Below are 26354 nucleotides of genomic sequence, written 5' to 3' on the forward strand. Positions count from 1 at the left end.
TATATCACGACTTTGGACTTCGCGCCACCGGCTATGCGGCTGCTCTTTAATCGTAAAGTTTTTGATTTATTCCATGAAATCACGTATGTTGCCGATGGTACAAGCATAGAATGTCTTAAGAACAATTCGCTCCAGGAGGCCTTGATGAGATATCCGGCGATCTTCAAAATGCTGCCCTTTATACTGCCGCTTGTGTTCGTGATTCCGGTCTTGACGATATGGCTGCAGAGGGACTTCAACCCCATATCCAGCCAAGACCTACAGCAGATTAAAACCGTCTTCACGGGCATCTTCCTTGAGGCACTTCCTTTTATTTTGCTTGGAGTGCTGCTGTCGTCCCTTCTGCAGCTGTTCGTACAAGAGCAATGGGTGCGGCGTCTCACGCCGAAGAATCCGGTGGTTGGCGTCCTGTTCGCTTCCATGCTCGGCATCCTGTTTCCCATCTGCGAATGCGGGATGATCCCGGTCGTTCGCAGGTTGATGCTGAAAGGTATGCCCGCCTATATCGCCGTCACCTTTATCCTCAGCGGTCCTATTCTGAATCCCATTGTATTCGCATCAACGATCATGGCCTTCCGTTCGCATCCCGAAGTGACGATCGGACGAATGGGACTGGCTTTTGCAGTCGCGGTGACGACGGGTTTGCTCGTCTATGTTTTTTCAAAAAGCAGCCCCCTGAAGCGTTCTCTTCAAGAGTTCGCCGAACAGGGCTCCAGCAAGGGGGAACGTTTGTTGCATGAGCATCCCAAAACCTGGAGAAGCATGTTTGTCCACGCCGGAGACGAGCTGATCGAGATGTGCAAATATTTAGTCCTGGGTGCTTTCCTGACGGCCTGCATCCAATCCTTCATTCCGAGGGAGGAGCTGCTGGCTCTGGGGAACGGTCCTGCCGCCTCCTATCTGTTCATGATGGGATTTGCCTTCATCCTGTCCCTCTGCTCAACTTCGGACGCCTTCGTGGCATCGGCATTCACGCACACCTTTACCGTCGGCCCGCTGGTTTCCTTCCTGGTTCTCGGCCCGATGCTGGATTTCAAAAGCCTGCTCATGCTGTCGGCTACCTTCAAGACCAAATTCGTGATCGGTTTAAGCCTGCTGGTGATTACGCTTGTCTTTATCGGCTCTGTAGCCGTGAACACGCTATTCGGCGGTTAGGTGTAGTAAACAAACTAGAGTGGCAATACACGAAAACGGTTGGAATAACGGCACCTTCAGGCTGTTATGCCTTCGGATATCCACTTGAGATTGGAGGTGTTCGGGACGTGAAGCCCAGTCTGAGCCTGCGAAGCCACTATATACTGCGATCGCTGCTTATCGCAGCTCTGGCCGCCTATATCATGCATTTGAACGCATCAAATTCGCTGGACTATTACTTGGCTCCCCATATGCAGACCCTGCTTCTGCTCTGTCCCGTGCCGCTGTTGTTCATAGCTTTCGGCATGCTGTGGCACGCCATTGCGGGAGTTTCCGGCGAGGTGTGCGATTGCGAGCACCCCCTGCCCAGCGGACTGATCAAAAACATATCGGTTTACGGGTTATTCTCGGTGCCGCTGCTGTTCGGCCTGCTCCTGCCGGACCAAGCCCTCGGCAGCGATATGGCGGCCAAAAAAGGCATGATCTACACCTATCCGAACCCCGATGTTCGCCGTAAAACCGAGGAGCGGAATGCTCCCGCCGTATCGGGCATGGAGAAGCATGGAACGAATGATGACCTGGCGGCAGCGGAGGACATCGCACTGAACGAGCGTTTTGTTCCCAAAGACATCTACAGCGTGGAGTTCGCGGAGCTGGCCAAGCGCTTATATACCTTACCCGTCATCCGAGTGGAGCCGGACATTTTCTCGGAGACCGTTGGGGCCATGGATATGTACAAACAGCATTTTCAAGGAAAGGCCATCACCGTCCAAGGATTTGTTTTCCGCGATGGACATATGAACGAAGACGCCTTCGCCGTCAGCCGCTTCCTCGTGATGTGCTGCACGGCAGACGCCGTCCCGTTCGGGGTCATGGTGCGCGACGCGAATGCTTCGTCGTTCGCGAATGACGCGTGGGTTCAGATCGATGGCACGATCCAGGTCACCACCGTGGACGGTAAGGAATCGCTGCAGATTCAAGCGGAACGGATTCAGCCGATCGAGCAGCCGTCATCCCCTTACATTTTCACGAATCCGGACTCTGTCGCGGAGTTTGATGAACTGTATTCGAATGATATAAAGACCAAGGAGGAATTCAATAAATGAACAAGATACCCGTCATACTGATTAGCGGATTTTTGGGGAGCGGCAAAACGACGCTGCTCCTCAGGCTGCTGGCCTATGCCGCTAAACGGCAGTGGAGAACCGCCGTGCTGATGAATGAGATGGGCGAACAAGACGTGGATGGCGATATCCTATCCGGTGAAATGCCGGATCTTCCGATCGAGAAGCTGCTTGACGGCTGCATCTGCTGCACCAAACGCGACGAGCTGGGGCAAGCCCTGAAAAGCCTGTTAGATCAAAAGCCCGATCTCGTCTTCATCGAGACGACCGGAGTGGCGAATCCTGAACAGATTCTTGAGGATTTGCAGGATCCGTCACTGGTGGATCGAATATCGATCCGTGGCAAAATCGCCTTGGCCGACTGCAGCAAATTTCTCGAGTACAACAGCTTCTTTGCATCCAGTCGCGAGCTGGTCCGTACCCTGCGGGGACAAATCAGCTTCGCGGACCGGATCATCCTGAACAAGGCGGGAGAATGCGAAGAGAAACAGATCCATAAAGTCATTACCTCCATTAGAAAAATCAATACGACGGCAAGCCTGTCCGTAACCGACTACAGCCGTTTGGATGAGCATGAAATGTTTGCGGCCCTTCAGCTAGAGCCAACGGAGAATCATAGCCATTCATCTCATTCTTCGAACCGGCAAGGGAGTCCTGCGGACCGCCTGCAAGGCAGCGCTTGGACCGGCGAAGAAGATCGGAGCAAGCTGGGTCGCCGCAACCATGAAGGAGCTTTCATTCATCATGAGCATCGCCATGGTCATGAAGAGGAGGCCGGACACGGCAGCCATTCCTATACCGGCCTGGATACCTTGACTCTATCTGCACCGACCCCTTTCCCGCTTGAGATCAGCCTCATCGAAACCTTTCTCGCTGCACGCGGTTCCGGCCTGCTACGGGCCAAAGGATATATTCAGCTCTCCACGGGTCCCTCCCTGGTTCAGTGGGCAGGTTCACAGCTTGCCATCGAGCCCAGCACGCTGAAGCTGCAGCGCGGCTATCTTACGTTAATCGGCCATCGCCTGGATAAAACGCGCATTGTCCAGCAGTGGGAGGATTTGCTCAGCGGCGTGGTGCAGTGACATTTGAATGCATGCAGGGATATGAAAAAAAGATAAGGAGATCCTCAGGGATCTCCTTTTTTTCGGTTCGCTTATGTTTAGTCCCTGGGATAATTCACTTCCATAATATCCATAAAAGGAACCTTCGTAATGACGCCGTTCTGTTTCATATGCACCTTCCCTGTGCGGGAGTCCATTTGATCGATTTGTCCGCGGACCGCCTCTTCCCATCCCCAGACCGTCAGTACGATGATCGATTCCTCCTGATAAGCTTCCGTAAGCTGATTTCCGAGCTCTTCCAGTACAAACTCATCCCTGGTGGGTCGCTTTGGAACTTTTGCTTTTGCCATAATCTTGTCCTCCTGATTTATGTTGTTCATGCGTCAGCATTACATTTTCAATGAAAACGAATCTTTCATCCATTCTATGAATTAGGAATCTACTATCTATTATACATCAAATGCGATTCAGAATTCTCGGGCTCTCCCAGGATTCAGATTATCTGAAGGAACTATGGACTCGATTCGCTTTTTTATACAAAAGACTTGATTTTCAGAAAATAAACATATATGATTGACCCATCAACCATTGACGAGTCAATGAATTGAAGGAGGTCTTTATCATCTCTACATGCCATACACAAGACCTGCTGTACTTGCTCATGCATCTGAATAAGCACATTGCGACTCGGTTTGAACGATGTGCCGGTGTTAGTCCCAATCGGCTGGAACTCCTCTGCAAACTGACCGGCGGCGAAATTAGCCAGTCGGATCTCCAGAAGGCAGTGTCTATCGATCCAGCTGCGGTGACCCGTCATGTTCAACAGCTGGAAGCGGAAGGATTGCTTCTGCGGACGAGATGCGAGAATGACAACCGGATTACGTTGGTTCAGCTAACTGAAGTGGGCAAAAGTAAAGTCGCAGCGTTTAAGGCGGAGAAAGATCGATTTATGGAGGAACTGCAGGCAGACCTCACGGAATCAGAACGACTTGCGCTTGTTCATGCTTTACAGAAACTGAACAGCCAGATTCAACGGATGAAACACCCAAGCAAAACCGATTAACTTATAGAGACTAAAGGAGAGAATACCATGTCTGTAACGACCCTAAACAATGATTATAAAGAAATTATTACTTCCCGCCGCTCTGTGCGGGTATACGACCCATCGGTCAAAATCAGCCGTGAAGAGATGACTGAAATTTTGGAAGAAGCGACTTTGGCTCCGTCATCCGTTAATCTTCAGCCTTGGAGATTTCTTGTCGTTGATAGCCCGGAAGGAAAAGCGACGCTTGAAGAGCTGGCACCAGGGAACAAAACACAAGTTTCAACTTCTTCGGCAGTCATTGCGGTATTTGGAGATATGAACGCATTCGACAATGCAGATGAGATTATGAGCACTGCTGTGGAACGCGGTTATCTGCCGCAAGAGATAAAAGATCAGATGATGGCGAACTATACCGATCTATTCGGACGTATTCCGGCACAGGCTTTCCGCGAAATGATCCTTATCGATAGCGGCTTGGTTTCCATGCAGCTTATGCTTGCTGCCCGTGCCCGTGGATATGACACGAACCCCATCGGCGGATACGACAAATCCCGAATTGCAGAAGCATTTGGTATGGAGAAAGAACGTTATGTGCCGGTCATGCTCATCTCGGTAGGTAAAGCTGCCAAAGAAGCGCGTTTGACGACTCGTCTTCCTATTGACCGTATTGCAGAGTGGAAGTGAGGCATAGCGATGATTATTATTCATGCAGAAATGAAAGTAAACGGCGAACGAGAGGCTGAATTTCTGGAATCCGTAAAAGAACTTATTGAAGCATCCCGTGCGGAACAAGGAAATGAATCTTATAAGCTGCTCAAAGATACGGAGCAGGATAACACGTATCTCATGGTTGAACAGTGGAAAGACCAGGAAGCTGTGGGGCTCCACAATGCGAGCAGCCATTTTCAGGCGTTTGTGGCTAAAGCTCCAAAATACCTGACAGCTCCGCTAAACGTGCAGGCCTATGCAGGCCAACTGATCAACAAATAATGAAGCAAACTATATTCCGTATTAAAAAGCCAACTCGTTTAGACGAGTTGGCTTTTTTTATGCTATTACTCCATTCCATATCGGATCGAACAGATAAGCAGCCTTACAGCGATAGCTCTTCGATGACCATCCATGGCAGCGGATTGTGAAACGTTGACCAGTCCAGCTGCATTTCCCGGTCGGTCAACAAACACTCGTCCAGCTCCCGCTCGATTTGTTCCTGTTCCATCCCAATCCCGATCATCACGAGCTCGGTCATCCGATCTCCCCAGACGTTATCCCATTTCCTTCGCACATCCGGCTCACTTCGTAACAGCTCCTGCTGCTCCTGCTCGGTTAAAGCCGCGACCCAGTATCCTGCAGGCCCAAATTGAATCGAAGGTCCGGCCTGGCTCACACTTGCCGCAACATCCTCGCGCACGGCCAGCCAAGCGATCCCTTTCGCACGTACGACTTCTTCCGGCCAATCACCCATGAATGCCGCCAGCCGCTCCGGATGAAACGGTCTTCTTCTCCGATAGACAAAAGAGCTGATGCCGTATTCATCCGTTTCCGGCACGTGCTCCTCCTTCTGAAGCTCCTGGATCCAGCCGGGGGACTGACTGGCTTTTTCAAAATCGAATAAGCCGGTATTCAGAATTTCCGCAGGTGCCACTTGTCCCTTCACGGTGCGGATGATTTTGGCGCTTGGCTGAAGTTTTCGCAGTATGCCCTCAACCTTGGCCAATTCGTCCTCGCTTACCAGATCGCATTTGTTCAACAGCAGCACATCGCAAGTCTCTACCTGGTCGATTAACAAATCCACCACTTCCCGCGTATCCTCTTCGCTCAGCGCTTCCTTCCGATCAAGCAGGCTTTGCCCCGAAGAGAAATCTTTCCAGAATCGGTTCGCGTCCACCACCGTTACCATGCAATCCAGCCGGGCGAGATCGGACAGCTGTACGCCGGACACCTCGTCCGGGTAAACAAAGGTCTGCGCAACGGGCACGGGCTCGCTGATTCCCGTCGATTCGATCAGTATGTAATCAAAACGCTTCTCTTGAGCCAGCTTCTGAACTTCCTGCACCAAATCTTCCCGGAGCGTGCAGCAGATGCAGCCATTGGACATTTCGACCAGCTTCTCATCCGTTCGGGACAGGCTTCCTTCCCCTCTCACCAAATCCGCATCGATGTTCACTTCGCTCATGTCGTTCACGATGACCGCAACCTTCAATCCTTCCCGATTATGAAGCACATGATTCAGAACCGTCGTTTTGCCTGAGCCGAGGTAGCCGCTAAGGACAGTAACCGGAATTCTACTGTTGTTATTCATCTAATGAACTTCCTCCATTCCTTAATCGTAATAATTACGATTTATACGGTATGATGATATATCTCCTCCATTCAATTGTCAATCCTTCACGCTAAAAAACATTTCTTCAAGCAAAAAAATCTCCGGCAATCAATTTCATAATATTCCTTTACAGGAATATTCTCATGATGGTATATTATAATTAGTCATTGGTTAATCTTTACAAATAAGGAGGATAAGTTATGAGCCAAGAAGTCATTTCGTTCATTGAAAACCTGAGTTTGCCTTGGCAAGTTGAAGTCGGCAAAAAGCTTCGACTCATGGTCCATGAAGCCATTCCGGAGGTAGAAGAACGAATTCAGTACAAAAAACCGCATTTTCTCAAAAACGGACACTATGCAGCCGTGATTTCGCCATCCAAAGATGCAATCGCCTTTATGATCATGAACACAACCAACCTAGAAGTCCCTCCAACTTTCGATGGTCCACCCGAACGGAAATGGCTCAAAATTCGAAAAGACGATACTCCTGACTATGAACAGCTATCCGAATTATTAGTTCAAGCATCAAGTTCGTTGTAATAACCAGATCGGGGGTAAGGTCCCATGAAACAGACAACGTTGCACGCGCTAGCCGAACCTAACCGATTACAGATGGTCGAACTGTTACGAGAAGGTCCTTTAACCGTCAATCAGATTGCTGAACGTCTTCAAATCCGGCAACCTCAGACTTCCAAACATTTAAAAATATTGCATGAAGCTGGACTGGTAGAAGTCCAAGCGGAGGCTAATCGACGAATTTATAAACTACGTCCTGAACCGCTTCAAGAAATGGACGAATGGTTGGACTCGTTCCGCAGTATTTGGGAAAAGCGCTTAGATCAACTTGAGGATTATTTGGAAAAAATACAAAAGAAAAGGTAGCTGCCGCTGCCTTCTTCTAAGGAGGAATTCAAATGACCGAGCAAAGCAAACCAGGCTTACTTCTGTCACGTGTTTTCAATGCCCCCCGGGAACTGGTTTTTAAAGTTTGGACCGACCCTGAACACTTCGGCAAATGGTGGGGTCCTCAAGGGTTTTCTTTGGACGTTATCAAAATGGATGTACGTCCCGGAGGCATGTTTCTAGGCTGTCAGAAGTCTCCGGACGGCAGTCAAGCCATGTGGGGTAAATTTGTATATCAGGAAGTTATCGTACCTGAGAAGCTGGTATTCGTTCAATCATTCTCAGATGAGGAAGGGAACACGATACGCGCACCTTTTAACGCAAACTGGCCGCTTGAAATTATGAATATCATCACATTGGAAGAAATCGACGGAAAAACTACGCTTACCATGCAGGGAGGCCCCGTAAACGCGACTGCGGAAGAACTGGCAGCGTTCGATGAAATGGCTCCAATGGTGAAACAAGGATTTGGCGGTACTTTTGATCAACTCGCTGAATACCTTGAAAGCCAGCAATAATTACATCGATTAAGGAAGGCTCAACCGAGCGGAGGCGAACCTGTTGGTTCGCCTATTTTTAATTCTTCAGAATGCAGCATCATCACGCTCGAAAACCCCCCTTAAAATTTAAGGAGGGTTTTTCCATGAAGGTTCGAGAAATTACAGTTTTTGGGCGACCGCTTGTTCCGCTGCCTGTACATCGTCTTTATTCTCAGGCAACTCGCCGTCTTTCCAGATGACTTGTTCGCCGTAATCTTTTCCCCAATCGTACATCAATTTCAAAATCGGCATCAAACTCTCCCCGTAGGGAGTAAGCGAATATTCCACCCGAGGGGGAACCTCAGGGTAAACCACGCGGTGGACCAGCTGGTCCTCCTCCAATTCACGAAGCTGATTGGTCAGCATTTTTTGCGTGATGTGGGGAATCATTCGGTTCAGTTCACCGAAGCGTTTCACGCCCTCCAAACCGAGATGCCAGAGGATGATCAGCTTCCATTTGCCGCCGATGACCGCCAGGGTTAACTCCTTATGGCAGTTTATTTCCTTCAGATTAATTCGCTGCTTGACCTCGTTTGCCATAATGCATCACCCCTTCTTCCCTATAGTATACAACGGTTGCGGGGATATCATCAAAGCGGCAAACTTATCATCATGACCGTTTTTTCTTATTCCAAATTGGCATGCAGGCTAAACATTTGGTCTGAGCGAAGCTTGCTTTTTTCCATCAATCTCAGGATAACCGCATCGAGCACGATCAGCATGCTTTGCTCAAATAATGAAGCCATCGGTTGAACGGTGACGAGGATATCCTGATTCTGCTCCTTCGTTGTTCCCGGAAGCTGGACCATCGCATCCGAAAGCATGCCGATACTCGATTCCGGTCTCACGGTTACGACTGCAACCGCGGACCCGATCCCTTTGGCTTTCCGAGCCATGGATACCAATCCTTGCGTTTCGCCGGAGCCTGAACCGATAAGAAGCAGGTCATTCGCTCCGATAGCCGGTGTTACCGTATCGCCGACGATATGAACCTTAAATCCCATTTGCATTAACCGCATGCCGAAAGCCCGGATCATCAGGCCGGATCTGCCTCCCCCTGCCAAGAAGACGGCATCGGATTGCACGATCCGTTCAATCAATTCCTCGATCTGGCCAGCATCCACCTGCTGAACGGATTCCGATAACTCCTTGGCAATGACGGATGCATATTGAAAGATGTTATGACTCATGGCGACTTATGCCTGCTTCACAAGCTCGTTCATTTGAGCCGCTGTGGCCTTCTTGTCGGTTTGGCTTGTAATTCCGCCGCCGACGATGACGAGATCGGGATTTGCCTGAATCACCTCAGGGAGCGTCTCCATTTTGATTCCGCCCGCAACGGCAGTTTTGGCTTGTTTCACGACACGTTTGATCGCCGCCAATTCCTCGAATGAGTTTTTGCCTTCCGCCTGGTGGTCGTAGCCGGAATGAACGCAGATGTAATCCACGCCGAAGGCATCGATCTCCCGCGCCCTGCCTTCAATGTCCTTTACATTGATCATATCCACCATCACTTGCTTGCCTTGCTTGAGGGCTTCCGCTACCGCGCCTTTGATCGTGGAATCGTCGGATACGCCAAGCACCGTAATGATATCCGCACCGGCTTCGGATGCCTTCATCACTTCATAGCCGCCGGCATCCATAATTTTAAGGTCGGCCAGCACGCGCAGATGCGGGAACGCCTCTTTAATCGCTTTGACGGCATGAAGCCCTTCGTTAATGACAACCGGCGTGCCGATCTCCACGATATCGATAAACTCCGCTACCTCCGCCACGACTTCTTTTGCTTCCGGAATATTCACCAAATCCAATGCCAATTGAAGTTCCATATTGTCAATCTCTCCTTATGAGTGTATTGGTTAATAACTACACGATCATTGTAGAGTAGACAGTTTACTTTACGGAAGTACGTACTTATAAGTGAGATACTTACGTGGAAGTAAGTAATACGGAGGGACAAGGGTTCTCGGGCTTTCGCTTATTTGCGAAACTTTCGTCTCGATGCTGGTAAAAAACAATTAAGCCTGTTTGTTCACTTTAGTCCAGTCTTCGGCTGTGATTTAATATAGTTGTCAGGCCGGACAAAATGATCGGAAAGGAGGCTGAACGAATTGATTCAGAATATGGAGGTGGCATCCGCGTAAGCGGGTGTCGCGTTTAAGGGAGCCCCGTGCTGGGCTCCCTTTCATTTGAAATCCACAGAATCGGAGGTAACATGATGTCCTATTCACGTCAACCTGCCGTAATCGTTGTCACCGGCGTCATGGCTTCAGGTAAGTCGACCGTAGCCCAGCTGCTGGCCGAGAAGTTTGATCGCGGAGTCCATTTGCGGGGAGACTCGTTCCGGAAAATGATAGTCAGGGGCAGGGAAGAAATGCTTCCGGATGCTTCCGACGAAGCGAAGCGGCAGCTTGCCTTGCGCTACAGATTATCCGCATCCGCTGCCAAAGCTTATGTCGAGGCCGGTTTTCATGTCGTTCTGCAGGACGTTATTCTCGGCCCGGCGCTGCAAGAAATGACCGTTATGTTAACAGGCGTTCCCGTGTTCGTCGTTGTGCTCAATCCTTCCGAGGATTCCATCCGTGCCCGGGAGCAGGATCGAAGCAAAAAAGGCTACGGAGTCTGGAGCATTCATGAGCTGAACCGGCGGTTAACCGACGAAACGCCCAGAATTGGCCTCTGGCTGGATACTTCCGATTTAACACCTCAAGAGACCGCCCAAGAGATTTGGAAGCGGATTTGGGATGAGGGGAAGATCCATTAACCTAAACCCTGCATCTTCACGACCGGACTTCCTGGTAAAAAACAATTAAGCTTGTTTATTCACTTCAGTCCTGCCGCCGGCCGTAGTTTAATATAGATGTCCGGCTGGACCAAATGATCGGAAAGGAGGCTGAACGAATTGATTCAGAATATGGAGGTGGCATCTGCGTAAGCGGATGCCGCGTTAAGGGGAGCCCCTACAGGGCTCCCCTTCATTTCATTTATTCATAGATTACGGCTTTGATTTCGTCGCTATCGATATTGTTTTTGTCGTACCAGTAGAATCCCGTATCGATCTGCGGTTCGACCTTCTCCCCTTTGATGGCTGCCACGGCGGCTTTTACCGTCTCATATCCGATGCCGACCGGATTTTGCGTGATGGCTCCCGCCATCGTTCCGTTCTTGATCGCGTCGATCTGCGCTTTTCCGGAATCGAATCCGACCACGATGATTTGGCCTTCCTTCTTCATCTCCGTCACCGCATTGATGACGCCGACGGCGGAGCCTTCATTGGCGCCGAATATCCCTTTTAAATCCGGATGCGCCTGCATCATCGCTTTGGCCAGGTCTGTCGACTTCAGGTGATCCCCGCCGCCATATTGAATGTCCACGATCTCGATATTCGGATACTTCTCTTCGATCTGCTTCTTGAAGCCGTCGCGGCGGCTGACCCCGGTTACGCTGGTCTGGTCATGGACCACCATGGCGATTTTGCCTTCATTCCCGATGAGCTCCGCCATTTTGTCCGCCGCGAGCGCCGATGCAGCCATATTGTCCGTTGAAGCCGTCGTTACCGGAATGTCGCTTTCCACGCCCGAATCGAAGGCGATGACCGGGATGTTGTTTTCCTGGGCTTTTTTCAGATAAGGTATGGAGGCCTGGCTATCCAATGCGGCAAAGCCGATCGCGCTTGGTTTCTTATCGAGTGCAGCCTGCAGCATTTCGATCTGCTTATCCACCTGGGATTCCGTTTCCGGACCTTCAAAGGTAATCCGCACGCCAAGCTCTTCCCCTGCTTGCTCGGCACCGGCTTTCACCGCCTGCCAGAACTGGTGCTGAAAGCCCTTGGAAATGATCGGGATGTAGATCTCTCCTTCGGCTTGAGAACCGGCTCCTGATCCGGATCCGCCCTCGCCTGGACTGTCGGTACCTCCGGCAGCGTTATTGCCCGATGAACCGCAAGCCGCCAGCATGCTTGCAGTCAGCAAAAGAATCAGCGTTAATACGGAAAGCTTTTTCATAATGCAATCTCCCCTTGTTTGGACATTTTGGTACAGCTATAGATCTTCCGTTATGGAAGCTTCTATCGAGATCAAGCCAACCTACGGCTAACCTAGCTCCGGCAGCAGGCACTTATAAGGGCTTACGCTTTGCGTCTGCGCAAAATATCCGCATACACCGCGAGTATAATAACGAACCCTACAACAACGGTTTGCCATTCCTGCGGCACGGACAGAATGCGCAATCCGTTCGTCAGCACGCTCATGATCAACGCCCCGATCACCGTTCCGATAATGGTACCCTTGCCTCCGCTGAGCGAAGTTCCCCCGATCACGACCGCCGCGATGGCTTCCAGCTCGTACCCGGCACCCAGCGCCGGATTTGCCGAGTTTAGCCTCGATGCCATCATGACCCCCGCCAAACCGGTAAATGCGCCGGTTAAGGTGTAGATCACGATTTTCCAGAAGCCCACGTTGACGCCGGACAATCGGGTCGCCTCTTCGTTGCTGCCCAGCGCAAAGTTATAACGGCCGATGATGGTCTTCGATAAGATGAGATAGCCCAGGATCGCCGCAATGAAGAAAATGACGACCGCATTGGGAATATCGAGGCCCGGCACCAGCCAGCCCAGCACGCTGCCCTGGGACACCTCGGCAAAGCTTTCGGCATCGTTGAAATAGACCGGTTTGGCCCCGGAGATGATGAGCGCGAGACCTTTGGCAATCATCATCATCGCCAGCGTTGCGATAAAAGGCGGAATCTTCATTTTCGCCACCGCCGTCCCGGACAGAAGCCCGCACAGGGCGCCGGTCAAGATGCCGCCAAGAATGCCGACGGGGACAGGCAATCCCCAGAATGTGATGCAGACCCCGGTCATAACGCCGCTCAGCGTCATGACCGTCCCGACGGACAGGTCGATGCCGCCGGTAATAATGACAAAGGTGGATCCCAAAGCCAGCACGCCGATTACCGCTGTGGAAAGAAGAATGCCCACGATGTTGGAGAACTGAAAGAAATTGCTGGACGAGAACGTAAAGAATAGGACGAGAACGACCAAGCTGGCAAGAGCCAGCACTTGCTGGAGCGCGCCCGATTTGATTTGAATGTTCATCTGCTTGTTCCTCCTGACGTGAATAGATGACGGCGACGGCGTCTTACATCCTCGCTGTAGCCAGATGCATTATGCTTTCTTGGGTCGCCTCTTCATGATCCAGCTCGCCCGTAATCCGGCCTTCGCACATGACGAGAATCCGGTGGCTCATCCGAAGAATTTCCGGCAGCTCCGACGAGATCATGATGATCGACTTGCCCTGTGCTGCAAGATCGTTCAGCAATCGGTAGATTTCGCTCTTGGCCCCAACGTCGATTCCTCGCGTCGGCTCGTCGAAGATCAGGATGTCGCAATCCCTCGTCAGCCATTTGCCAATGACGACCTTCTGCTGATTGCCCCCGGAGAGGAACTTGACCTCCTGATCGACATGCGGCGTTTTGACCTTCAATCGCGACACCATATCCTCCGCCTGCTCGCGAATCCTCGCCGTATTCATCCAGCCCCCGGGACGGAGGAAGCTGCCGTATGAGGCGATAGCCACATTGCTCTTCACGTCGAGATCGACGACGCATCCATAGCGCTTGCGATCCTCGGATAGATAGCCGATCCCTTGCCGCACCGCATCGTGCGGGCCCTTGATCGTTACCTTCCGGCCGTGCACGCGGATCTCGCCGGATTGGATGCGGTCGGCGCCGAAGATGGCCCGGGCAAGCTCGGTCCGTCCCGCGCCGACGAGGCCGGCAATACCAAGAATTTCTCCCTTTTTCAGAGTCAGGTTAATGTCCTTCAAGTTTCTGCCTTGATTCAGTCCTATAACCTCCAATACCGTCTCGCGCTCACCAGCCGTCCTCTCCGGCTTCGAGGTCTCGTAAATCTGCCGACCGACCATCTTCGAGATGATGTCCTGGGTCGTGACTTCAGCCGTGGATACCGTATCGATGTACTGCCCGTCGCGCATCACTGTAATGCGATCCGTGATTCGTTTGATCTCATCCATTCGGTGGGAAATGTAAACGATTCCAACTCCGCTCTCGCGAAGCTGCCGTATGATGCGGAACAAATCCTCAATCTCCGTTTCGCTCAAAGCCGCTGTCGGCTCATCCATGACCAGCACATCGGCGTTGTAGGATAATGCCTTGGCGATCTCCACCATCTGCTGCTTGGCAACCGTTAATTCCGAAACCTTGATGGAGGGGTCCATGTCGAGGCCCATCCGTTCGAACAGTTCCTTCACCTGCCGGTGCAGCGCCCGGTCGTCCAGAAACAATCGGAGCTTTCGCCGCGGCTCCCGCCCGATGAAGATATTCTGGGCGACTGTCAGGTCAGGGGCCAGATTCAGCTCCTGATGAATCATGCTGATTCCCGCGTCCTGAGCCGCTTTCGGGTTCGATAACTCAACGGGCTGCCCTTTGAATTCGATCGTTCCTGCATCCTTCTGATAAACGCCGGTCAGGATTTTCATCAGGGTTGACTTGCCCGCACCGTTTTCACCCATAAGGGCATGGACTTCACCGGCCCGCAGGTCGAACCGGCAGTTATTTAATGCAAGAACACCCGGAAATTCCTTCATGATTCCTTCCATCTGTATCAGCCATTCGCTCAACGTCCCTCACCTCTCTAGCTGGCACCTTTTATGAATCATTGTACAAACCGCTACCCCGCGAAGGAATGGAATATTCTCTGATCGATGTTGAATAATCTATGATCCGCCGCAGAAACCCAAAAGAGAAGAAGCTACTCCTCCACAAAGGGAAAGAGCAGCTTCTGGTTCTCCTCGGTATACATATTGTCCTTATTGATGATAACGGAATCGGTGTATATATGCCGGGGCATCCTGTCGCCCTCGATAACGGATACGGCAGTTTTGATGCCCAAATAACCGATGTTGAAGGGCTTCTGAACGATCGTGGATTGCAAGACTCCCTCTTCGAGCAGCTTGACTTCCTTCACCGAGCTGTCGAATCCGACCAGCTTGACTTTGCCCACCAGCCCCAGTTCCCGAATCGCTCTGCCGGCCCCCACCGTAGAAGGCTCATTCAGTCCGACGATTCCATTCAGGTCAGGCCTCTCAAGCAGGAGCTTTTTCGTGATTTCGTACGCCCTCTCCTCCTTGCCTTCGCTGTAGTAGGTGCCTACGATTTCCGTGCCGCCGCGCTGCTCCAGAATGCTTCGAACCCCTTGCTCCCTCTCGATCTGCGTCGAGGTGCCCTGCACGAAACTGATGATAGCAACCTTGGCATGTTCCGGCAGGCGTGACGAAAGCTCCTTGCCGGCCTTCTGTCCCGCATTCACATTGTCGGTCGCGATCAAGCTCAGCGCGTAATCACCATTCACGGCGGAATCAATCATAATGAGCGGGATGCCGGCCTTACGAATCGACTCTGCTACGGGAACCAGGCGATTATAATCACCGGCGGCCAAAACGATCGCATCCGGCTTCTGCTTGACGGCTTCCTCCAACAATTGAATCTGCAAGTCAACCTCGATTTCCTGAGACGGTCCTACCACCGAGACGTCAACGCCGAATTCCCGGGAAGCCGTGTTCACCCCTTCAATCAGTACCCGCCAGAATTCATTCTCGTCCAGCGCCTTTACGCCGACGATGATCTTCTTGGCTCCGGGTTCTTCCTTGGACCACTGATTAACGGCATAACCCAGAAGAAGCAACGGAATCAGCAGCAGTACCATATAACGCATTCGCAGGTACGACTTCAAGGCACATCCCCCTCCACACGCTGCCACTCATCTGCATGAACGGCCGGAATGACCAGCGTTACGCTTGTACCCGATCCGGGCACGCTCGCATAGCTAAGACCATATTCCGTTCCAAAATATAACTGTATCCGCTGATGAACATTCGCAATGCCAACGCTGTTTCTCGATCGTGTGCCTTCTTTGGACGTGAGCAGCGTCTCCACCTTGGACTGATCCATCCCGATGCCGTCGTCCTTAACTTGAAATTCGATGCGGGTATCTCGACGCACCCCCGTAATCGTGATCGTCCCCGGCCCTTCCTTGTTTTTGATGCCATGATAAATGGCATTCTCCACCAGCGGCTGCAGAAGCACCTTCAGCGTCAGATACGGGTAAAGCCCGCGATCGATATCCAGGGCAAACGTGATTTTGTCCTGATAACGCATCTGTTGTATTTTCAAATAATTCGTTATATGCTCCACCTCGGTCGCAATCGGTATCAATTCCTTCCCCTTGCTGAGCGAAGCCCGAAACAGCCTGGCTAAAGCCGATGTCATCAAAATCACCTCGTCATGCTTTTTGCTCTCGGCCATCCATATGATGGAATCCAGCGTATTGTAGAGAAAATGGGGGTTGATTTGGGCTTGCAGGGCATTCAGCTCGCTTTTTCTCTTAATCTCCTGCTCTACCACGATTTGATACATCAATTCCTTAATCTTCAGCACCATCACGTTGAAGCTGCGGGCCAGTCCGGAGATTTCCCTGGAATGCCCCACCGGGACCCGAATGTCGAAATTTCCCTTCTCCACCTCCATCATCTTCTCTTGCAGCTTCTTGATGGGACGCGTCAGATTGCGCGAGAGGACGACGGAGAACAGCACGCCGACGACGAGGCATAACAATCCCGCTATAGCAAAAGACAGCTGCATCTGCTTCTTATTGTCCACCAGCTCATTCTCGTAAAAAACGCCCACGATTTTCCAGCCGAAATCCGTGTTCTTAATGCTGTAAATCCGGCTCGCACCGTCCTCCTTCACGACAAAACTTCCATGTTTGTCCTGCAGCACCTGGTCCAATCTCTCCGTTTTCAGATTGCTGTAAAGCAGCTGCTGCTGGGGGTGATAAACAATCCGGCCTTCGCGGTCGATAACGAACACATACCCCCGGTTCCCCAGATCGAGCTTGCTGAGCATATCGTTAATTACTTTGAAGTTAAGATCGATTAGCAGGATGCCAAGCCCTTGGGTCGAATCCATGCCGCTGAGCTCGCGGCTCAGCGATACAACCCAGCGGTACTCTCCCTTAATGATGGGCTGTACATGCGAGGAAGAGATCACCGTTTGTCCTTGGTTTTCCTTCGCCTGCCGATACCAGGGCTGATCGGATATTTCAATATAAGGATTTAACTCCGCGTTGGACCGATCGGATATGAAGGTTCCGCCCGCTCCGAAGATGTTGATCGAAGCAATGTCTTTGCGCGAAATGCGAATCGAGTGAAAATAATCCGATATCTTCGCCTTCAATACCGCCAGCTGCGCAGGCTCCAGCTCGTCGGCCGAGGCCAGGTATTCTCTTACGTTCGGATTGTTCATCGCGGCCAGCGAAATGTCCTTCATGCCTGTAATGTAGGTTTGGATATTCGCATTGACTTGATTGATCAGCTCGGAGGTATAACTTTCCGCCGTTTCGCGAACAGCCGATTCGGACAGCCGATAGGAGATGAAGATAAGCAGCAGGGCCGTGAACAGCACGAGCATCACGAAGGAACTGGCAATGCGGGACTGAATGCTTTTGATTCGCTGCGGAGCCTTCATGGCTGTACCTCGCCAGTTGCCATTTTGTTCCGGTACTCCGTCGGGGTATCTCCGGTATGTTTCTTAAACAGCACGCTAAAATATTGAGGATCCTGATAGCCGGTTTTCGCCGCAATTTCATAGGTTTTTAACAAGGAATGCTTCAGAAGTTCCTTCGCTTTCTCCATGCGGACTTCCGTAACGTATTCGACGAAGGTCTTCCCGGTATGCGACTTGAACAAGGCGCTGAAATAACTCGTGCTCATGAAGATCCGGCTGCACACGGTCTTAATCGATAACTCCTCATCCTCATAATGCCGCTGGATGAAATCGACCGCCTCCAGCATCTGGGAGCGTGTAATATCCTTTCTGGTCTTGGCTACGTCCCTTAACGCCTGCTCGCATACCTCGTTTAACCAGCGCTCGATCTCATCCAAGGACCGAAAAGAATACAGATCGGACAGCAGCCTCTTCTCCTTGCCGATCAGCTCGTTCCCATTGCTGCCGATTTCCATCAAGGTTTGAAGCACGGCAAGCATGACCCGAAGGACCCGCACGTAACAGAGCTCGATTGAAATTGAAGCGCTTCCAATTTCGTTGATCAGCCGCCGGATGCACGCCTTCACCTCTGAGCCTGTGCCCGCCCGGATTGCCGAAACCAGCGCCGTCTCCGTTTCGATCCCATCCAGGAGAGGACCGCTCCCGCGTTTTTCAAGATCGGTGATATGGACCACCTGATCGCGGCCGATCAGAAGCCGGTACTCCAGGGCGGCCTCCGAGGCCTTGCAGGAATATCGTATGTCCTGCAGCTCGCGACAGATCGTTCCGATGCCAACCGTGACCGTGAATTTCATGAACTGCTTGGTGGAGCCGCGAATGTCCTCCGCCAGTTCCTGGGCCCGGGCGTGCAGATCTTTCTCGTCGGAGCCCGACAGAATGGTCATGACCTTATTCTCTTTGTACCGAAACACGGCCGCACCAGGCTCACCCGCCAGGATCTCCTGCATGATGTTGTATAAGGCAAAAGCATGCAGTTCATTATCGGCGTGCTGTTCATCCGAGCGTAGCTCATCCATATCCGCTGCCATGGCGATATACAGCGGCCCGCGCAGCGGAATATCGAAATAATCCAGCCGGCTCTCCATTTCGGACCGCTTCATCGGCGATGACGCCAATCGTTCCAGAAAACGTTCCCTAAGCAGAACCAAGCTCTCGTTCAACTGCTTCTTGAGTCTCTTCAAGTGCTCGGTATGACCGCGCTCCTCATCCATTTCCAGCTTGAGCTTGTCGAGCATGTCCCTTAATTCCGCCGCCGTAACCGGTTTCAAAATAAAATCCGTCACCTGCAGCTTCACCGCCTGCTGGGCGTATTCGAAATCGTCGAACCCGGTCAGGATGATGATCTTCGTCTTAGGAAAACGTTCCGTAATATGACGGGACAATTCCAAGCCATCCATGTACGGCATGTTGATGTCCGTTAACACGACATCGGGCTGATAGCGGTTTACGGCCTCCAACGCATCTCTGCCGTTCTCGCAATCCCCGATGCATTCATAGCCATGCTCCGACCACGGAATCCGGTTTCGGATCCCTTCCCTTACGATCGGTTCGTCGTCCACAATAAGAATCGTATACAATCAAAGCCTCCCCCGTTCAAAAGCAAATCCATTCGCTTTGGTTTATCGTGTTACGAGGTGAATAATACAGGAAAAGCCCTTCGGCAGGCAACTGCCAAAGGGCTCCAGACTTCATGTTTTATTTCCGGGCTTTCATCCACGTCATGAAATTGTTCACCACGATATCGATGAAACCGATCGTCGGTTCATGGATCAGCTTGCCGGACTCATCCATCTTCTCGTGCACGGCGCCGATATAAACTTCATTATTGGGAAGCAGCGGTGAGGTAATGCCAACGGAGAAGAGAATGTCCCGAAGATGCTCTTGGGCGCGAACCGTTCCGAGCTGCCCCATCGACGCCCCCATGATCCAGGAAGGCTTCCCGTTCATGACCTTATCGACGCGCGATAACCAATCCAGCGCATTCTTGAGCACGCCCGGTATGGAATAATTATATTCCGGCGTGATCCACAATACGGCATCGGAAGCGGCAATCCGCTCCTTGAATTCCTTGACGGCCGCTGGAGGGTCCAACTCCGTGTCTTGATCGTAGAACGGAAGATCGCGAAGATCCACGATATCAAAGGCGATCTGATCCGAATAGCGCTGCTTCAAATATTCCGCCAGCTTCCGATTGTACGACTCTTTTCTAATGCTTCCCACAACGATTGCAACGTTCATGATATCCTCCAGTTCTATGCCTTTCCAGCATACATGATTCAGTTATTGGGTAACTTATTTTAGCCTATCACCATATTTTACCATTGTCAAAATAGCCATGTTCTACTTCATCAGGGACAGCAGCTTACATACTTCACGTTCCAGGTCTCCCCTTCTTTCAACAGGCACATGCCGCAGCAGCGCCATGGCGGCGTAAGGTACCTTGATGGCATGCGGATCTTCATACAGCCGGCTCCAATAGGCCGATTCCGTGATGGAAGCCTTGGCAGGCGCATCGATCCCCTGAGCCATAAGCGCTTGAGGTCTGAGACGGTTAAGTTTCGTTTGGAGCCGGTGATTGCCTTGGCCCAGCTTGCCCAACTGGGCATAACCGAGCCGTTCCAGCTCAATCAGCGCGTGTGCGTGGGTAATCCCATGCTCAAGCTCACCGGCAAAAAAATAATATTGGCCATCCACATGCTGATCCGGCAGCACGTGATCCAGCTCGGAAAGTGCGCGGCATGCCAAATCGGACGCATCCCGGTAAGGCGGTATTTCCGAGAGTGAGATTTCCGATAGATCCAGCTGCGTATAATCGTCAATGCCGTAATACCTTGCAAGCTTATGTTCACTCGCTGCATCGTCCATGAGCTTAAGCAAACCTCTCACGATGGACGGAGTCAGTAAGTCCGGACGGTCCCGCAGTGCTTTCAGTCCGAGCACGCCCAGGGTCACGCCGTGGCCCGAGGTGCTCAGGCTTGTCAGGTTGGGCAGAAGCCCTTCCAGCAATTGATCCATCAACTCAGGCTGAGCGGGCTCGGATGGATACGGTTCAAACCAATCTTCATGCTGAGCGCGCAGATGACGGCAATTGGCAGCCAATCCATGAAGCACATCTTGAGGCAGATCTTGCTCCTTCTGCATGTAATACGCTGCCAAATACGCTCCGCCGACATGCCCTTCAAACCAACCGACTTCGCCGCCGCGGCTCAAAGCCGTGAGACCGTCTATCAAATATTGGTCGTCAATGACCGGGTTCACCTCCTCCCCTTCGGCGGCACTCGGCAGATTCAGCTTGGCTGCAATTTCCTTGGGAAAGCTGGTTATCTTCAACCTGATGCTGTAGCCGTACATTCTAAAACGCAGTCCCTCATCGTTATCCGATTGGATCATCCGCCGATCCAGGGCCGAGCGAACCCGGTCTATAAACCGCTCGTCGGTGACGCCATACGTTAATTCCAGCGTCGGTGCCAGCGCGTACATCGAGATCGGGATCCATTTGCGCCTCGTGGATACCACAACGGCATGGGCCGTTCCGCCGATGACAAAAGCAAATTGTTCCGATTCCTTGGCGATGGTGAATCCGAGCGTCCGCTGCATCCACAGTCGGGCAGCTACCGGATCCTCGACAGGCAGTCCCACTTCCCGCAAATAGAGGACGCCATATTTACCGCTCGGGGTCAGGACCCCTTCCTTTAAATCCGGATGGGCGATAAACTCCAGCAAATTTCCATCCCCATCCCTGAAGTATACGTTCACGCCGGAATCGAAGGGTTCGACCACCTTGCCGTCCGGCCATTTCAACAATGGCACCTGTTCCGCGAGGCTCCTGACGGTGGAATCAAATTGGGAGAAAGCCACTTCAAACGCGATATGGGCAGGGGCTATGGGTTCAAACACCTCTTCAAATACAAGCGTGAAATCGGGTGTAGGCTGAAATGCAATTTCGGCCTCGCTTTCTCTGACGACCGGGAATTGAAGCAATCCGTGATAGAATTGCTTCACTCCCTCGATGGAGACGGTCCTTAAAGTTAATCCGGCGAAATGGGTGATCATGAGATTTCAGCCTCCACTTTATTGCTGATCTTCTTAACCAGCTCCATAAAGATGGAAAGCGCCTCTTTCGCCCGATAATCCAGCACGATCGTACCCTCAGCCGCTTCCGATTCGTAAATGGCCCGTTGAGATCCGCCAATGGAAATCCATTCCGGACTATTAATACCATGCAAATTGCGTATGGTGGCCTGCATTTGCTGCAGTGAACTTACGCCGACCGCCCCGCCTGCCGAGCTTACCGATAAGACGGGTTTACCCGAGAAATGCATTTGCCCCAAATGATCCAGAGCATTCTTCAACACTCCGCTCATCCCGCCGTGATACTCCGGGGTAGTCAAAATGACGCCGTCCGCCTCCATTAATAACCGCTGCAGCTCACGCACGCCCTCATGCCGGTTGAATATTTCGTCCGGGGAATAGAACGGGAGCGGCGTTTCATACAAATTAAACAGCTTCACTTCGACGAACAACCGGTTCATTTGCGCTTCCAAGGCTTTGGCCAAAATGGTGCTTGTCGCTTCTTTGCGATTGCTGCCTGCGATAATTACGATCTTCATGGTAATGCCTCCCTTATTCGTATTCGAATGTTTTGTTAAATACATTGTAGAGGAGGCACGTCATGAAATCGTCAACATATCGAGTGATTTTACGAGCAAAAGCTCTCATGCCTTCGGCTGAGAGCTTCTACGACTATAGTCTTAGAAATGATCATTATGTACGGTTATATTGCATAAGCAGCAAATCCCTAATCCTATACGATTCCATGCTTAAGCGCATAGATGGCAGCCTGTGTCCGGTCGGCAACCCCAAGCTTATCCAGCAGGTGGCTGACATGGGTTTTGACCGTCTTCTCGGTAATATAAAGCGCTTCGCTGATTTCCCTGTTATTCATCCCAGAGGCAATCAGCTGCAATACTTCCTGCTCTCGGCGGGTAAGCTTATCCAGCTGCGCAGCTTCCTGATGGCTGGATCCATTGGCCTCATCCTCTCCCGCCGGGGAAGTAACATGCGTCATGAGCAGGCCGGCTGCATCCGGATGCAATTCGACCTGTCCTTGGAACACGCGTCGGATCCCGGCTACCAATTCCTCCGGCTCGATATCCTTCAGGAGATAGCCGCGAGCACCCGCTCGAATCGCAGGCAGAACATGATCGTAATCAACAAACGAGGTCAGTACGATCACTTTGATATGAGGCAGTTCTTTTTTCAAACGTGCCGTGGTATCGATGCCATTCAATACAGGCATATTCAAATCCATCAACACGACATCAGGCAGCAAAAGTTTGGCCTGTTCCAGCGTCTCTTCGCCATTCGCGGCTTCTCCCACCATTTCGATATCCGGCTGCGTCGCCAGAAAAACCTGGAGGCCCCGCCGTACCATGGCGTGATCGTCAGCTATTAACAATCGGATCATCGGTTATCCCCCTTTCTCTGTTGTGACCGCCTTCAAGGGTATCGTAACCTCAATGATGGTTCCCTCCCGGTGCACGCTGTATAAACGGAACTGGCCTCCGAGCGATTCGGCCCGCTCCCGCATGCTGGACAGGCCGATGGAATGCCGCGTCAGCTCCTTCCATCGTTGCTTGGTTATCCCGCGCCCTTGATCCTCGATCCGAAGCTCCGCTTCATCATTCTGCAAGGATAACGCTACCGTTACTTCCTTCGTATCCGCATGCTTGCTCACATTGTTCAGCGCCTCTTGCCCGATCCTCCACAATGCCTCTTCCGCAATCCGCGGCAGCTCCTGCATCCCGCTGATATGTGTACGCACATGAAGCTTCAATCGTTCGCCGTATTGCTGTAGACCTGTCATCAGCCCCTCCTCAAGTCCGGGCGGGCGAAGCTGCATGATCAGCTCCCGCATTTCCTTTAGTGCGCTTTGCGATAATGACTGGATATCGTGGATCGTGTCCTGGAGCAAGCTTTTCTGCTCATCCGGTTCAGCAGCAATCATCCCCCCTACACCTTTGGACATCATCACCAGCGAGAACAGGGTTTGGCTTACCGAGTCGTGCAGGTCCCGGGCCAGGCGATTTCGTTCATCCATCCTTGCGAGCTCCCGCCGGTTCTCCTCCAGACGGATGCGCTGAAGCGTCATGCCGATATGCTCCGCTATGGCCTCGATGACCTCCATGTCCGCCCGATGCTGGTCTCCATACTGTTCATAGCCCACCAAGAGCATCCCGGTTAAGGAGTCCGAAGCAACCGCAAGCGGTACCGCAACGGCTCGACGAATGGGAGCTATCCATCCTTTCTCCACCAGTTGATCCGCAAGTTGCTGCGCATCCGGATCGCCGACCGGCGCTGCTGAGCGCTTCACTGCATCAGAACCGATCCGAGCCATGTCGGCGAGCGGAAATTTGGCATGGGGCAGCGTGGTCTGTCCACCGCTGTATAGCGCACGCAGCGTGATTTCCTGGCCCACCGGTTCAAGCAGCGCCGCAACCGGCCAATCAAAATAACGGCCGAGCAAACTCATCACCTGCTCCGTTAATTCGGCCCGGCTTACCGCTTGGGATGCATAAGCGCCTAGCGCGCTGCTATATTCTCCTAGCCGGGCGAACAAATCAGCCCGACGCTGCTCAGCCGCGTACAGACGCATGCGCTCGATGGCGCTGCCGATTTGGTAGGCTACCGATTCCAGCAGCGCCAGCTCCTCCTTGGAAAAATGAAGCTTCCCGGGTGCGGCCACATTCAGCACGCCGAACCTGCGGCTGCCGGAACGCAGCGGAACGGTAGCATGATGGGTAATTCCCTCCGTGTCGCCCCACTGATAACGAACGGCGTTATCCAGACGTTTGCAATTCAAAATGTTCACGGCATTTTTCAGTCGGCCGTCATCATAGCGCTCCAGGCACCAGCAGCTGCCGCACCTCATCGGTTCGTCATCTTCCCGTCTCAGAGCAGGCGGCAGATTCCGGCCCGCTACGAATTCATGCGTTCTCTTCTCTTCCACCAGGAACAGCCAACCGGTCGTAAGTCCGGTCAGCTCCAGCAGTTTGCCGATAACAACGTCCAGCATGGGGGCTAACTCATTGGATTCGTTCAGCGTTTCGGCAATCGTCTTCAACGTGATTAACTCCTGGATATGCGGGTCGTGTGTGGACATACAAGCAAGCTCCTTCTTTATTTTGCATTCTGAAGTAACTATATTATATAATCCTGTCACACACCATCCAAATTCCGAATGGAATTCCTGGCCGGTGAAGATCATTCATCCCATGAATCGTGGTAAAAAACAATTAATATTGTTTTATCTCTTGCAAATTTCCACCTACATATGGCTTAATATAGAAGTCGGGCCGACGAAATGAGCTGAAAGGAGGCTGATTGCAATGATTCAGATCCGTGAGGTGGTATTCGCGTAAAGCGAATATCCGTTAAATGGGAGCCCGCCGCGGGCTCCCTATATCTATTTTCAACTCCAATAAAACCAAAATCTAAAAAAACCAATTTCACGAAAGGAGGAGGGCAAGCATGATCAATGCAATTGTTTTGAAACTCAGCGATAGCTTAAATATTTACACAGAAAGAGGAGGGCATCGATGGGCCATTACAAGAACGGAAGAGAAGTGCTTCCCCCCGAGCTGCTGCAGCAAATTCAACAGTATATAGACGGAGAATTACTCTACATACCGAAACAGAGCGAGCAAAGAGCCGGCTGGGGAGAGTTAAGCGGTTCCAAACAACGCATCGAAAGTCGCAATAAAGAAATGTATCGCGCTTACTGCAAAGGACGGTCCATTGAGGAATTGGAACGGACCTACTTCCTGTCTGGAGAAAGCGTGCGCAAGATCATAAGTAAACTTACCCGCGTAGGGACCTGAACCGATGAGGTTTAACGGTCTCCGCACGGATTAACATAGGACTGTTCCCACGGGGTACAGTCCTTTTCATGTTGCATGGATCGGGGCACGGTGAACCCGCGATGTACCGTTTTTAGGGCTGTTCGGCATTTTTACCGCATTGCCACTTTGTCCGATTCGTCTGCACCATAGAAAAGGCCCGGCTGCAAACGAGCTGCAGCCGGGCTTGAATGTACCCTAAAGTTCTTCCCGCTTCTCCCCGGCTACATCCCATCGATGGCGGAATTTCTCCAGCCTCGGATGCAGAACCGGCGGCTCGGACAACAAGATCAGCCTCAGCTTCACGATCCATTCCTCGAAGGAAGAAAACGAAGCAAACACGTTAGCTACCTCCGGAGTCAGGAGAAGAAAGTGGGGACTTCCGTACTTCTCGACCAGATGTCGAAGCGCCGTATCGATCGGCGTGTATTTTTTTCGCTTCGACTCGAACGATTCAATCACGACCGAAGGTCTTCCGTGCTCCTCAATCCATTCCTGAAGCTGTTTCTCCCGCTTGTAATAAGGGCTCACCGGCTCCTTGAACATCCGCTTCACCGTCTCTTCGTGCAGCGGATACCACACCAACTTTGCGAAGGATCGTTCCTCAAAGATGGCAGCCGCCTGCTCGAGGGCCACCTGATCCTGCTCAAAAAGATCGTAAAATATCAAAGTGCCTTTCGTTGTCGGCTTCGGGGGCTCGTAGCCGTATGGGACATACTCCAAATTGCGCGGCATGATTGAACATC

28 protein-coding genes are annotated in these 26354 nt (G+C 51.8%); 11 read left to right on the forward strand and 17 right to left on the reverse strand.

The window, feature by feature from the left end:
- The first annotated feature begins 144 nt into the window (after positions 1-144).
- The 3 genes from MHH82_RS19620 (at position 145) to MHH82_RS19630 (ending at position 3340) form a co-directional block, all read left to right on the forward strand.
- Positions 145-1155 (forward strand): permease, encoded by a 1011-nt coding sequence (locus MHH82_RS19620; protein WP_251497032.1) that lies wholly within the window; start codon positions 145-147, stop codon positions 1153-1155.
- A 107-nt stretch (positions 1156-1262) separates the two neighbouring features.
- Positions 1263-2240 carry a TIGR03943 family putative permease subunit gene (locus MHH82_RS19625; protein WP_251497035.1) on the forward strand — a complete coding sequence of 326 codons (978 nt, stop codon included), beginning with the start codon at positions 1263-1265 and terminating at the stop codon, positions 2238-2240.
- Positions 2237-3340: a CobW family GTP-binding protein gene (locus MHH82_RS19630; RefSeq protein ID WP_340967547.1), complete on the forward strand. Its 1104-nt coding sequence runs from the start codon at positions 2237-2239 to the stop codon at positions 3338-3340. Before MHH82_RS19625 ends, MHH82_RS19630 begins: the two co-directional genes overlap by 4 nt.
- A 77-nt stretch (positions 3341-3417) precedes the next feature.
- Here the strand turns inward: MHH82_RS19630 and MHH82_RS19635 are convergent, their stop codons facing one another.
- A complete protein-coding gene (locus MHH82_RS19635; protein ID WP_015736072.1) occupies positions 3418-3669 on the reverse strand; it encodes a YolD-like family protein in 252 nt (83 codons plus the stop codon).
- A 254-nt stretch (positions 3670-3923) separates the two neighbouring features.
- Between MHH82_RS19635 and MHH82_RS19640 the strand changes: the two genes are divergently transcribed.
- From MHH82_RS19640 to MHH82_RS19650, 3 genes are read left to right on the forward strand one after another with little or no spacing between them, the layout of a single operon-like run.
- Positions 3924-4382, forward strand: a complete 459-nt coding sequence (locus MHH82_RS19640; protein ID WP_015736073.1) for a MarR family winged helix-turn-helix transcriptional regulator — start codon at positions 3924-3926, stop codon at positions 4380-4382.
- A 27-nt stretch (positions 4383-4409) separates the two neighbouring features.
- Positions 4410-5048, forward strand: a complete 639-nt coding sequence (locus tag MHH82_RS19645) for a nitroreductase family protein (protein ID WP_015736074.1) — start codon at positions 4410-4412, stop codon at positions 5046-5048.
- 9 nt (positions 5049-5057) lie between these two features.
- A complete protein-coding gene (locus MHH82_RS19650) occupies positions 5058-5354 on the forward strand; it encodes a putative quinol monooxygenase (RefSeq protein WP_015736075.1) in 297 nt (98 codons plus the stop codon).
- Positions 5355-5457: 103 nt separating this feature from the next.
- Here MHH82_RS19650 and MHH82_RS19655 read toward each other — a convergent pair whose 3' ends face one another.
- Complete coding sequence (locus MHH82_RS19655; protein ID WP_340967549.1) at positions 5458-6666, reverse strand: GTP-binding protein; 1209 nt, start codon at positions 6664-6666, stop codon at positions 5458-5460.
- Between the two features lie 221 nt (positions 6667-6887).
- On the opposite strand from MHH82_RS19655, the gene MHH82_RS19660 reads away from it, so the two are divergent.
- From MHH82_RS19660 to MHH82_RS19670, 3 genes are read left to right on the forward strand one after another with little or no spacing between them, the layout of a single operon-like run.
- Positions 6888-7226 carry a DUF1801 domain-containing protein gene (locus tag MHH82_RS19660; protein WP_340967550.1) on the forward strand — a complete coding sequence of 113 codons (339 nt, stop codon included), beginning with the start codon at positions 6888-6890 and terminating at the stop codon, positions 7224-7226.
- Between the two features lie 24 nt (positions 7227-7250).
- On the forward strand, positions 7251-7568 hold the full coding sequence (locus MHH82_RS19665; protein ID WP_096774332.1) for an ArsR/SmtB family transcription factor: 318 nt from the start codon (positions 7251-7253) through the stop codon (positions 7566-7568).
- A 32-nt stretch (positions 7569-7600) separates the two neighbouring features.
- Positions 7601-8107 (forward strand): SRPBCC family protein, encoded by a 507-nt coding sequence (locus MHH82_RS19670; RefSeq protein ID WP_340967553.1) that lies wholly within the window; start codon positions 7601-7603, stop codon positions 8105-8107.
- 141 nt (positions 8108-8248) lie between these two features.
- Here the strand turns inward: MHH82_RS19670 and MHH82_RS19675 are convergent, their stop codons facing one another.
- The 3 genes from MHH82_RS19675 to hxlA form a co-directional block, all read right to left on the reverse strand.
- A complete protein-coding gene (locus tag MHH82_RS19675) occupies positions 8249-8668 on the reverse strand; it encodes a winged helix-turn-helix transcriptional regulator (protein ID WP_015736080.1) in 420 nt (139 codons plus the stop codon).
- An 86-nt stretch (positions 8669-8754) separates the two neighbouring features.
- The gene (gene hxlB, locus MHH82_RS19680; RefSeq protein ID WP_036661286.1) at positions 8755-9318 is read right to left on the reverse strand and encodes a 6-phospho-3-hexuloisomerase; all 564 of its coding nucleotides are present in this window, start codon (positions 9316-9318) and stop codon (positions 8755-8757) included.
- A gap of 6 nt (positions 9319-9324) precedes the next feature.
- The gene (gene hxlA / locus MHH82_RS19685; protein WP_015736082.1) at positions 9325-9957 is read right to left on the reverse strand and encodes a 3-hexulose-6-phosphate synthase; all 633 of its coding nucleotides are present in this window, start codon (positions 9955-9957) and stop codon (positions 9325-9327) included.
- A gap of 389 nt (positions 9958-10346) precedes the next feature.
- Between hxlA and MHH82_RS19690 the strand changes: the two genes are divergently transcribed.
- A complete protein-coding gene (locus MHH82_RS19690; protein ID WP_340970057.1) occupies positions 10347-10892 on the forward strand; it encodes an AAA family ATPase in 546 nt (181 codons plus the stop codon).
- Positions 10893-11112: 220 nt separating this feature from the next.
- On the opposite strand, the gene MHH82_RS19695 is transcribed toward MHH82_RS19690, so the two are convergent.
- From MHH82_RS19695 to MHH82_RS19745, 11 genes are all read right to left on the reverse strand, one after another.
- Positions 11113-12132: an ABC transporter substrate-binding protein gene (locus MHH82_RS19695; protein ID WP_145037816.1), complete on the reverse strand. Its 1020-nt coding sequence runs from the start codon at positions 12130-12132 to the stop codon at positions 11113-11115.
- Positions 12133-12254: 122 nt separating this feature from the next.
- Positions 12255-13223: an ABC transporter permease gene (locus tag MHH82_RS19700; RefSeq protein ID WP_015736085.1), complete on the reverse strand. Its 969-nt coding sequence runs from the start codon at positions 13221-13223 to the stop codon at positions 12255-12257.
- A gap of 43 nt (positions 13224-13266) precedes the next feature.
- Positions 13267-14766 (reverse strand): sugar ABC transporter ATP-binding protein, encoded by a 1500-nt coding sequence (locus tag MHH82_RS19705; RefSeq protein ID WP_015736086.1) that lies wholly within the window; start codon positions 14764-14766, stop codon positions 13267-13269.
- 131 nt (positions 14767-14897) lie between these two features.
- Positions 14898-15878 (reverse strand): substrate-binding domain-containing protein, encoded by a 981-nt coding sequence (locus tag MHH82_RS19710; protein WP_145037812.1) that lies wholly within the window; start codon positions 15876-15878, stop codon positions 14898-14900.
- Positions 15875-17671 (reverse strand): cache domain-containing sensor histidine kinase, encoded by a 1797-nt coding sequence (locus MHH82_RS19715; RefSeq protein WP_340967557.1) that lies wholly within the window; start codon positions 17669-17671, stop codon positions 15875-15877. Before MHH82_RS19715 ends, MHH82_RS19710 begins: the two co-directional genes overlap by 4 nt.
- Positions 17668-19287 carry a response regulator gene (locus MHH82_RS19720; protein WP_340967559.1) on the reverse strand — a complete coding sequence of 540 codons (1620 nt, stop codon included), beginning with the start codon at positions 19285-19287 and terminating at the stop codon, positions 17668-17670. The genes MHH82_RS19715 and MHH82_RS19720 overlap by 4 nt, the downstream gene beginning before the upstream one ends.
- Positions 19288-19405: 118 nt before the next feature.
- Positions 19406-19948: an NADPH-dependent FMN reductase gene (locus MHH82_RS19725; protein WP_015736090.1), complete on the reverse strand. Its 543-nt coding sequence runs from the start codon at positions 19946-19948 to the stop codon at positions 19406-19408.
- Positions 19949-20050: 102 nt separating this feature from the next.
- Positions 20051-21763, reverse strand: a complete 1713-nt coding sequence (locus MHH82_RS19730; protein ID WP_145037806.1) for a VOC family protein — start codon at positions 21761-21763, stop codon at positions 20051-20053.
- Positions 21760-22320 (reverse strand): NADPH-dependent FMN reductase, encoded by a 561-nt coding sequence (locus MHH82_RS19735; RefSeq protein WP_015736092.1) that lies wholly within the window; start codon positions 22318-22320, stop codon positions 21760-21762. The genes MHH82_RS19730 and MHH82_RS19735 overlap by 4 nt, the downstream gene beginning before the upstream one ends.
- 194 nt (positions 22321-22514) lie before the next feature.
- Positions 22515-23177 carry a response regulator gene (locus MHH82_RS19740; protein ID WP_015736093.1) on the reverse strand — a complete coding sequence of 221 codons (663 nt, stop codon included), beginning with the start codon at positions 23175-23177 and terminating at the stop codon, positions 22515-22517.
- A 3-nt stretch (positions 23178-23180) separates the two neighbouring features.
- Positions 23181-24872, reverse strand: coding sequence for a GAF domain-containing sensor histidine kinase (locus tag MHH82_RS19745; protein WP_340967561.1), 1692 nt, complete (start codon positions 24870-24872; stop codon positions 23181-23183).
- A 436-nt stretch (positions 24873-25308) separates the two neighbouring features.
- Between MHH82_RS19745 and MHH82_RS19750 the strand changes: the two genes are divergently transcribed.
- Positions 25309-25590, forward strand: coding sequence for a CD3324 family protein (locus MHH82_RS19750; RefSeq protein ID WP_006211013.1), 282 nt, complete (start codon positions 25309-25311; stop codon positions 25588-25590).
- Positions 25591-25806: 216 nt separating this feature from the next.
- Here MHH82_RS19750 and MHH82_RS19755 read toward each other — a convergent pair whose 3' ends face one another.
- Positions 25807-26343, reverse strand: coding sequence for a hypothetical protein (locus MHH82_RS19755; protein WP_340967571.1), 537 nt, complete (start codon positions 26341-26343; stop codon positions 25807-25809).
- Positions 26344-26354 lie beyond the last annotated feature (11 nt).

The organism is Bacillus sp. FSL K6-6540 (assembly GCF_038007545.1).

Excerpts from the sequence above, each read along its gene's own strand:
- MHH82_RS19645 (WP_015736074.1), top strand. The coding sequence starts at position 4,410 with ATGTCTGTAACGACCCTAAACAATGATTATAAAGAAATTATTACTTCC.
- MHH82_RS19695 (WP_145037816.1), bottom strand. The coding sequence starts at position 12,132 with ATGAAAAAGCTTTCCGTATTAACGCTGATTCTTTTGCTGACTGCAAGC.
- MHH82_RS19740 (WP_015736093.1), bottom strand. The coding sequence starts at position 23,177 with ATGATCCGATTGTTAATAGCTGACGATCACGCCATGGTACGGCGGGGC.
- MHH82_RS19725 (WP_015736090.1), bottom strand. The coding sequence starts at position 19,948 with ATGAACGTTGCAATCGTTGTGGGAAGCATTAGAAAAGAGTCGTACAAT.
- MHH82_RS19755 (WP_340967571.1), bottom strand. The coding sequence starts at position 26,343 with ATGCCGCGCAATTTGGAGTATGTCCCATACGGCTACGAGCCCCCGAAG.
- MHH82_RS19655 (WP_340967549.1), bottom strand. The coding sequence starts at position 6,666 with ATGAATAACAACAGTAGAATTCCGGTTACTGTCCTTAGCGGCTACCTC.
- MHH82_RS19700 (WP_015736085.1), bottom strand. The coding sequence starts at position 13,223 with ATGAACATTCAAATCAAATCGGGCGCGCTCCAGCAAGTGCTGGCTCTT.
- hxlA (WP_015736082.1), bottom strand. The coding sequence starts at position 9,957 with ATGGAACTTCAATTGGCATTGGATTTGGTGAATATTCCGGAAGCAAAA.
- MHH82_RS19635 (WP_015736072.1), bottom strand. The coding sequence starts at position 3,669 with ATGGCAAAAGCAAAAGTTCCAAAGCGACCCACCAGGGATGAGTTTGTA.
- MHH82_RS19715 (WP_340967557.1), bottom strand. The coding sequence starts at position 17,671 with ATGAAGGCTCCGCAGCGAATCAAAAGCATTCAGTCCCGCATTGCCAGT.
- MHH82_RS19630 (WP_340967547.1), top strand. The coding sequence starts at position 2,237 with ATGAACAAGATACCCGTCATACTGATTAGCGGATTTTTGGGGAGCGGC.
- MHH82_RS19730 (WP_145037806.1), bottom strand. The coding sequence starts at position 21,763 with ATGATCACCCATTTCGCCGGATTAACTTTAAGGACCGTCTCCATCGAG.
- MHH82_RS19750 (WP_006211013.1), top strand. The coding sequence starts at position 25,309 with ATGGGCCATTACAAGAACGGAAGAGAAGTGCTTCCCCCCGAGCTGCTG.
- MHH82_RS19690 (WP_340970057.1), top strand. The coding sequence starts at position 10,347 with ATGTCCTATTCACGTCAACCTGCCGTAATCGTTGTCACCGGCGTCATG.
- MHH82_RS19665 (WP_096774332.1), top strand. The coding sequence starts at position 7,251 with ATGAAACAGACAACGTTGCACGCGCTAGCCGAACCTAACCGATTACAG.
- MHH82_RS19735 (WP_015736092.1), bottom strand. The coding sequence starts at position 22,320 with ATGAAGATCGTAATTATCGCAGGCAGCAATCGCAAAGAAGCGACAAGC.
- hxlB (WP_036661286.1), bottom strand. The coding sequence starts at position 9,318 with ATGAGTCATAACATCTTTCAATATGCATCCGTCATTGCCAAGGAGTTA.
- MHH82_RS19650 (WP_015736075.1), top strand. The coding sequence starts at position 5,058 with ATGATTATTATTCATGCAGAAATGAAAGTAAACGGCGAACGAGAGGCT.
- MHH82_RS19745 (WP_340967561.1), bottom strand. The coding sequence starts at position 24,872 with ATGTCCACACACGACCCGCATATCCAGGAGTTAATCACGTTGAAGACG.
- MHH82_RS19675 (WP_015736080.1), bottom strand. The coding sequence starts at position 8,668 with ATGGCAAACGAGGTCAAGCAGCGAATTAATCTGAAGGAAATAAACTGC.
- MHH82_RS19620 (WP_251497032.1), top strand. The coding sequence starts at position 145 with ATGAGATATCCGGCGATCTTCAAAATGCTGCCCTTTATACTGCCGCTT.
- MHH82_RS19670 (WP_340967553.1), top strand. The coding sequence starts at position 7,601 with ATGACCGAGCAAAGCAAACCAGGCTTACTTCTGTCACGTGTTTTCAAT.
- MHH82_RS19660 (WP_340967550.1), top strand. The coding sequence starts at position 6,888 with ATGAGCCAAGAAGTCATTTCGTTCATTGAAAACCTGAGTTTGCCTTGG.